Annotated in this window: 6 protein-coding genes and 1 pseudogene; 2 read left to right on the forward strand and 5 right to left on the reverse strand. The window is 67.5% G+C overall.

Features of this window, described 5'->3' with window-relative positions; all coding sequences use genetic code 11:
* Window positions 1-236: 236 nt before the first annotated feature.
* Window positions 237-730 (reverse strand): annotated as a pseudogene (locus ACZ6B1_RS34110) (IS5 family transposase); the annotation flags it as partial.
* A 273-nt stretch (window positions 731-1,003) separates the two neighbouring features.
* Window positions 1,004-1,390, reverse strand: a complete 387-nt coding sequence (locus tag ACZ6B1_RS34115) for a DUF5958 family protein (protein ID WP_468784640.1) — start codon at window positions 1,388-1,390, stop codon at window positions 1,004-1,006.
* A 666-nt stretch (window positions 1,391-2,056) separates the two neighbouring features.
* On the opposite strand from ACZ6B1_RS34115, the gene ACZ6B1_RS34120 reads away from it, so the two are divergent.
* Window positions 2,057-3,202 carry an RICIN domain-containing protein gene (locus tag ACZ6B1_RS34120; RefSeq protein ID WP_468784641.1) on the forward strand — a complete coding sequence of 382 codons (1,146 nt, stop codon included), beginning with the start codon at window positions 2,057-2,059 and terminating at the stop codon, window positions 3,200-3,202.
* Between the two features lie 486 nt (window positions 3,203-3,688).
* Here ACZ6B1_RS34120 and ACZ6B1_RS34125 read toward each other — a convergent pair whose 3' ends face one another.
* Complete coding sequence (locus ACZ6B1_RS34125) at window positions 3,689-4,108, reverse strand: hypothetical protein (RefSeq protein WP_468784642.1); 420 nt, start codon at window positions 4,106-4,108, stop codon at window positions 3,689-3,691.
* A gap of 60 nt (window positions 4,109-4,168) precedes the next feature.
* Window positions 4,169-4,741 carry a hypothetical protein gene (locus ACZ6B1_RS34130; RefSeq protein ID WP_468784643.1) on the reverse strand — a complete coding sequence of 191 codons (573 nt, stop codon included), beginning with the start codon at window positions 4,739-4,741 and terminating at the stop codon, window positions 4,169-4,171.
* A 260-nt stretch (window positions 4,742-5,001) separates the two neighbouring features.
* Here ACZ6B1_RS34130 and ACZ6B1_RS34135 point away from each other — a divergent pair, with 260 nt between their 5' ends.
* Window positions 5,002-5,547: a GNAT family N-acetyltransferase gene (locus tag ACZ6B1_RS34135; protein ID WP_468784644.1), complete on the forward strand. Its 546-nt coding sequence runs from the start codon at window positions 5,002-5,004 to the stop codon at window positions 5,545-5,547.
* A 359-nt stretch (window positions 5,548-5,906) separates the two neighbouring features.
* Here ACZ6B1_RS34135 and ACZ6B1_RS34140 read toward each other — a convergent pair whose 3' ends face one another.
* Window positions 5,907-6,236: a hypothetical protein gene (locus ACZ6B1_RS34140; protein WP_468784645.1), complete on the reverse strand. Its 330-nt coding sequence runs from the start codon at window positions 6,234-6,236 to the stop codon at window positions 5,907-5,909.
* Between the last annotated feature and the right edge of the window lie 370 nt (window positions 6,237-6,606).

Raw genomic sequence — 6,606 nt, forward strand, 5'->3', positions numbered from 1 at the left:
GGGCGAGCACGGCGAGGCGGGTGATCAAGCTCTGGGACGGCGTCCGTACAGCCGGAGACGTCGATCAGGGCGCGCTGGGACAGGCCGTAGTTGAGCGCGGCCGCGGCGGCCGGGTCGGTGTCTCGCACGTCAGACCGGCCGGGGCGGCGGTGACCGTGTCGTGGATCGCCGCTAGGGCCTGTCTGATAATTGATCTTGTGGTGGGTCGCGGAGAGCTGACGGATGTTGCGTGGGAGCGGATAACGCCGCTGCTGCCAGGTGTTGACGAAGGCGGTGGAGTCGTTGACGTTGCCCGGTGTGATGAGGATGGTCAGAGGCAGGCCCCGGCCGTCGCAGACCAGGTGAACCTTGGTGGTCAGCCCGCCGCGGGACCGGCCGAGCGCCTGGTCAGCCGCCGCGCGTGCCGGATCTTCCAGTTCGTCCCCTGCCGGTGCCCCTTTTTGCGGGCGCCGGCGGCGTGCTGGTGAGCACGGTTGGTCGTGGAGTCGACCGACACGGTCCACTCCACCGCTCCGATCGAGTCGTCGTGGACCTGGACCTCCTCGAGTAGACGGGCCCGGGTTCCGTCCGCCTCCCAGCGGGCGAACCGCTCATAGATCGTCTGCCACGGCCCGAAGCGTTCTGGCAGGTCACGCCACGGAGCAGCCGTGCGCAATCGCCATAGCACCCCATTGATCACCTGTCGGTGATTCCGCCACGGACGGCCCCGCCCCGGTGACGATCGCCTCATTGTTCCGGGCCCGGCAGGCGGGTCTTGGCGACGGGGCCCGACAGGGGCACAGGGACGCGACCGTCTGATCGCTGTCGTCGAGGGCGTCATCGAGCAGGCAGCCGAACCATCACGGATTCATTCCTCTACTGGTGCTGGTCGGGCAGGCTTCCTGGGTCGATGTGATCAGCAAATTAGATGCGAGTGGCCTACGGGTCCATGATGTTCACCAAGTCGACGAGACGGGTGCTACGGATGCTCGCTCGCCGCTGGCAGGTTGTGCCATGCATGTCCTCAGCCGCCTTTGCAGTACGTCTCGCGGCGGCGAGTGTCAGCAACGGCGAATACGGAAACGAGGACGCGGAAAGCCTTGACGTGTTCAGCGATGGGAAGGCTTGCGAACCCGTAGCGGGGCGGGTCCATGCAGATCATCACCGAGGGGCTAGCCGTGGGCTTCACACCGGACCGCGCCACCCCCGCACTACCGTCCGCAGCAGTAATGTGCGACTGCATCGCATAGCCGGCGACTTCCTGCAGAACCTCCTGCTGGCGTGTAGGGACGAGGCCGGAGAACCAGCCCGCACCATCGTCCAAAGTACGCAGCTCCTGCGCGATCTCGTTGACGACCCGCTCGATCTCGCGTCGGAAGGTGCGGCCGTCGTCGCTGCTCGGTCCGGTCATCGCTTGATGATTTCACGATGCTGGTTCGACCAGGACGCGGCGAACCTGTTCTTCCAGCTCATAGCATCGCGCTATGAACAGGGATCGGTGGCCGCCTAGTTCACCATGCCGACGTTCTCACCCTGGCTTTGTACACGAGTCGCGACGTCGTTTTGACGCGACATTGAGAGTCGCACGCTCGCGCGAATATGCAGTGTTCATGAGAACGGGAGGCAGTCGTCCCGGGCTTAGCTCCACGGCCGCTTGAAATCCGCGTGTGGCGAGGAAGCCCGGGACGCCCATCGTTGTCCCAGAGTGCAAACTGCGCGGTGTGTCGCGGGTGAGGACTCCGACGACGCCCACCCTGACCTGGCAGAACGAGCCCCCAAGCCCACCGCGGGCACCTGAACCGGCGGACCATGGTGCTCCTTCCCCCGGAGCGCGTGGCCGGCGGATGGTGCCGCAGTTCAGCCACATGTGACGTTTCTGTGGCTTATGTTCTTTGGGAGCGGTTTGTGGGGGTCGGGGGGAGGGCATTCTTCCCGCCGGTTGTCGCCCTGCCATGCCAGCTCAGGGAGGCGTGGGGGGCGTCGTGGCTGCCCCCTCATGGGCAAGGCCCAGCCGGATCAGTGCGGACACGACACGCGTGGGCCGGGGTAGGCCCGGCCGCGCGGGAAAAGAGACACCATGGCGTTAGCTCCTGGCAAGACCTACCAAATCGTGAACAAGCGGTCCAACTTGGCGCTCACTCCGAAGTCGTGGTCGACCGGACCGTCGACGGTGGACCAGTACGACATCCAGGCTTCCGGCGCGGGAAACGCGATCAGCCAGACGTGGCACCTGTTCCCGATGGACGGCAACGACTACCTCCTGGTGAACAAGCGCGGCGGTATGGCGCTCACGCCGGAGTACTGGTCGACTGGCCCGTCGGGTTTGGACCAGTACCACATCCAGCGTGAGGACAAGCGTCCCCATCAGCTGTGGAACCTGGTCGACCGGGGCTCGGGCTGGTACCAGATCATCAACACGGTCAGCGGCCTCGCGATCACGCCGGAGCGCTGGTCCGGCGGGCGGTCGGCGGTGGACGTGTACTACGCGCAGCAGCCGGGCGACGCGAACTTCGACTCCCAGCTGTGGAAGTTCCAGCTCATCGACACGTACAGGCCGGTCACGGATCTGCAGCCGGTGCCGTGGCCTGCGGACGGTGTGGGTGATGTGATCCGCCTGACCGGGCACACCATGCCGGAGCCGGCGCGGACTCCGGAGGTGCTGATCGGCCAGGTGGCCGTTCCCTTCGCCGTCCAGGACGGCGGCGGCTCCGCCGACCAGCAGGCGCAGCACAACCCGTACCTGATCCTCAAGCAGTACGGCTACTGGGAGCGGGTGTTCTACTACGAGCACTCCGGTCTCTCCCAGTACGAGGAGAAGCAGCGGACCACCATTGGGCTGACCACGTCGAACAGGACCGAGGTCGAGCGGACGACGAGTATCTCCGTCACGGCGGAGGCGGGTTTCGTATTCAAGGGCTTCTCCGCCGGGATCAGCACCACCGTCACCGACCAGCTGCGGGTCCTGCGCGCCACGGAGGAGACCGAGACCAGCGAGAAGGAGGACATCATCACCCGGACGTATTTCGTCGGCGACCGGGTCACCGAAGCCCTCTGGTACCGGGGCGATCACTTCGTCCTGCAGCGCATGGACGGCAGCCAGGTCGCGGAATGGCGTACCCGCGACAAGAGGAGCTCGGTTCTCGACGGCTGGCCCAGGGCGGGCGACGCGGCGTCCTGGCCGGAGCGCGGAGACGACGAGACCGCCAAGACCTGGCCGGAGTGACCCAAGCCGAGTCGTAGCGGCACCGAGCGGCCCGCAGAAGCGGGTACCGCAACGCCCTGCCGGAGGTCATCACGGACAAGGCCGAGCACCGGCGACCGCAGCCGGCCGGTGCTCGGCGTACGGCACAGCCTGATTGTATCGGCCAGATCCAGAGCCCCGCTCTGAGTTCTCCACCCCGAGCCCCGGGCTTGGGATCGTTTCCGCAGGTCGGCGCTCGGCACCTGCGGCGTCACGCCCGGATCGCCCCAGCTACTGGCCGGTCAGTTGCCCCGTGGTGTCCGAGCCGGGATTTCGGGGCCTGGTCGCCATGAGTGACTCTCAAACTCATCGACATCGATCACGGCACCGGCTCCGGGGCGACTCCCGAAGTCGCGAACAAACGGCTCCCGTTCGCGGGTCGAAAGCCACTCACCTTGACCGGCGACTCCTACCGAACCCGCCAGTGATGCGAGCTCTTGGCGAACCGGCTCACCACAGCTGAGCTCGTCAGTCACACTGGTCGGCAGAGCGCCAGGTCTGCTCTCGCTGTTCGCGGTCTTCGAACTCGACGGTGAAGGACAGGCCCATCCCGTTCAATGCCGCCAACGGATCCGTGATGCGATCGGGATCGACGAACCCGCTGAACACGACGGTGTCGAGTGGAGTCAGCTCGAGTTCCGCGCACTCGTTCTCGACCTGGAACCCGGTCCAGCTCGATCGACGGACCCGCCAGCCGGCGCGGAAGAACAGCTCAGCTGCACTCTGGGCGCTGGCTGTGCCGGTCAGGGATCCCCAGACGTTGTTGCCGAGATCAAGTTGAGCCACGGCAGCGGCGTCAAGTCGCGGCCCGTCCGTCGCGCCAGAGGTGACGTCCACGCCGGACAGTATCGGGCGGACGACCGTCACCTCGCGCGCGCCGTCGTTCATCGTGCTTCGGGGTTGATGACGCCGCGCGTCAGAGGTTCGTGGTGCGCGCCTGCTGCACGGTCAACGTCCGGACCGCCGGCGGTAGGATCGTTGCGGGGTGCGGCGCCGGAGTGGGGCCGGATCGTCTGCGGCGGGGGCTGAGGAGAAGCCGCCCGGGATGCTCGGCCGGGCGGGGGCTGGCACCTGTTCGCCAGTCGGGGCGGGCCGGCTTGTGGGGCTGGTGGTGCGGTTCGAGCGTGCGGCGCGCGTCAGGAGGGTGGCGTTCGGGATGAGCGGGGCGCACATCTCGCAGACCTCTTCCACGCTCCACACACGCCGCACGGTCGCATCGTGCCGCAGGATCATCACCGTCCCGCCCCCGCAGGACGTCTTGGTGTCGGGATGGGCGTCGCATCGCTGGGAGCCGCAGTGGCAGAAGGCGGTGGGGTTGAGGGTGGCTGCTTTCGCGTGCGCGGCGGCGTGCGCGGCGGCGAAGGCGCGCAGCGCGGTGAGGTCCTGGGAGCGGGGCGGCACCCGGCACGTGGGGGTGCTGCAGGAGACGGTGGCGGAGCGGTCGCTGTGCCCGGTGATCCGGACGGTCCACGCCCGTCCGGGGACGCGCTGGGTGGGGGTTTCACGGTAGGCGGTGGTCACAGCGCGGCTGTCCGTTCTGGCTACTCGATGTAGGTGTCCGGTCCACTATGGGATATCCGTCCATCGGCCGTGCAAGCATTTGCCGCCGGACGTGCCGCCCACGCGCGGCCCCGAGCGGGCCCCGACCGCAGACAGGAGGCCGCAGGACTGGACCCGGATGTGCCCAACGAGTGCGGGACCCAAGCACTGTTCGGGAAGGCCTCCGGGTGCGGATGCGAGGTGCACGCTCAGCGGAAGGCATCTGGGGGCAGGATGGGCGCATGGAGCAACCTCTTGACGTGCCTGAACTCGCTGCTGGTGGATTCACGCTTCGACCGTGGCGGCTTTCGGACCTTCAGCTTGTGCGTGAGGCGTCCGAAGACGACTACATCCCGTTGATCACGACGGTGCCGTCGTCCTATTCCGAGGATTCGGGCGTCGCGTTCATCGAGCGGCAGTGGAGCCGGGCGACCACGAGGGCCGGGTACACGTTCGTCATCGTGGCCTCCGACGATAGGCCGGTCGGCCATGTGGGGCTGTGGCTGAAGAACCTGGCCGAGGGCCGTGCGTCCCTGGGCTACTGGGTCGTCAAGTCGGCGCGTGGTCAGGGCGCCGCCGCGGCTGCCGTCGACGCAGTGGTCGACTGGGCCCTGCGTGATCTGCGAATTCCCGGCCTCGAGCTGTGGGTGGAGCCGTGGAACACAGCCTCCATACGCACGTCCGAGCGTGCCGGGTTCCAACGCGAGGGGCTCCTGCGGTCATGGCAGCAGGTGGGGGACGAACGCCGTGACATGTTCATGTATTCGCTGCTGAATCACGAGCGGTGATGTCCTTGGTCCTGTCGGCAGGCCACGGCCGGCCCCGCACCCAGGGACCGTGGAAGTTACGGGACTGCCCCTTCGGCCGAGGGTGCTAGTTCGAGGCGATCGATGACGACCCGCCTGCGTTCCTCAGCTGCCATGAGCGCGTCATTCGCTGCTGATCTTGGCCGGGCCCGGGCTTCGAAGTCCTCGACGCATCGTGCGTCCGGACCGAGTTGGTCGGCGCGGGCGGTCGCTGCTCCGATTCCGTCGGTCCCGCCTGTGGTTATCGACGCGTGGGCCGACGTCATTCTCGCCCAGTGCATCGGTCAGACCCTTGGCGATCAACGCGAGCCCCTCGGTCTTCAGGTCCTTGCCGCCGTCGGTCAATTCGTGTCCCCCGTGTCCGCGTCGAAGTCCAGCGCCGCCCCGTCCGGCACGATGTCGCGCACCGGCGGGAAGACCATCCCTTCCTCGCCGTCCGCGCAGTCCAGGGCCTCCCCGCAGGGGACTCCGGCCGCGGGGACGGCTACGTCCAGCAGGCGCGCGCCGAGGACGGTCTGGTACGTCCACTCGCGGGCTGCCTGGCCGCGTGCCACCGCGTAGCGGGCCAGCGCCTGTTCGTCGGAGAAGGCCAGGATGAAAGGTATGCCGCCCAGATCGGCGGTCAGCAGGCCTCGTTCGTCCTCCGGTCCCGGACCGTCGCCGAGCGGCACCAGCACCGGGGTGCGGCGGAACTCACCGAGCAGAGCGACGAACTCCCGCCTGCGCGCCTCGGCCCCAGCAGCTTCGCGATCGGATTCCTGGCTGTGTGCCGCCGGCTGTTCGCCACGTGCTCCATCTTCGGCGTCATGCTCTCGTGAAGGCGCCTGCGCCTCCCGAGCGGTTGCCGGCGTTGTCATCTCCGCGTAGTCAGCGATGCGTGACCGTGGAATCTGCTGCGGCCCGTTGACCGTTCCCCCGTACTCAGACATGCAGCCCATCATCACAACTGAACCGCTCCGGGTCTGATGGAGGCTCGATTCCCTGAGAGGATCGAGTCATGGCACGTCCGTCCCCTTACCCCGCTGAGCTTCGCGATCGTGC

The organism is Streptomyces sp. NPDC041129, from assembly GCF_055592265.1.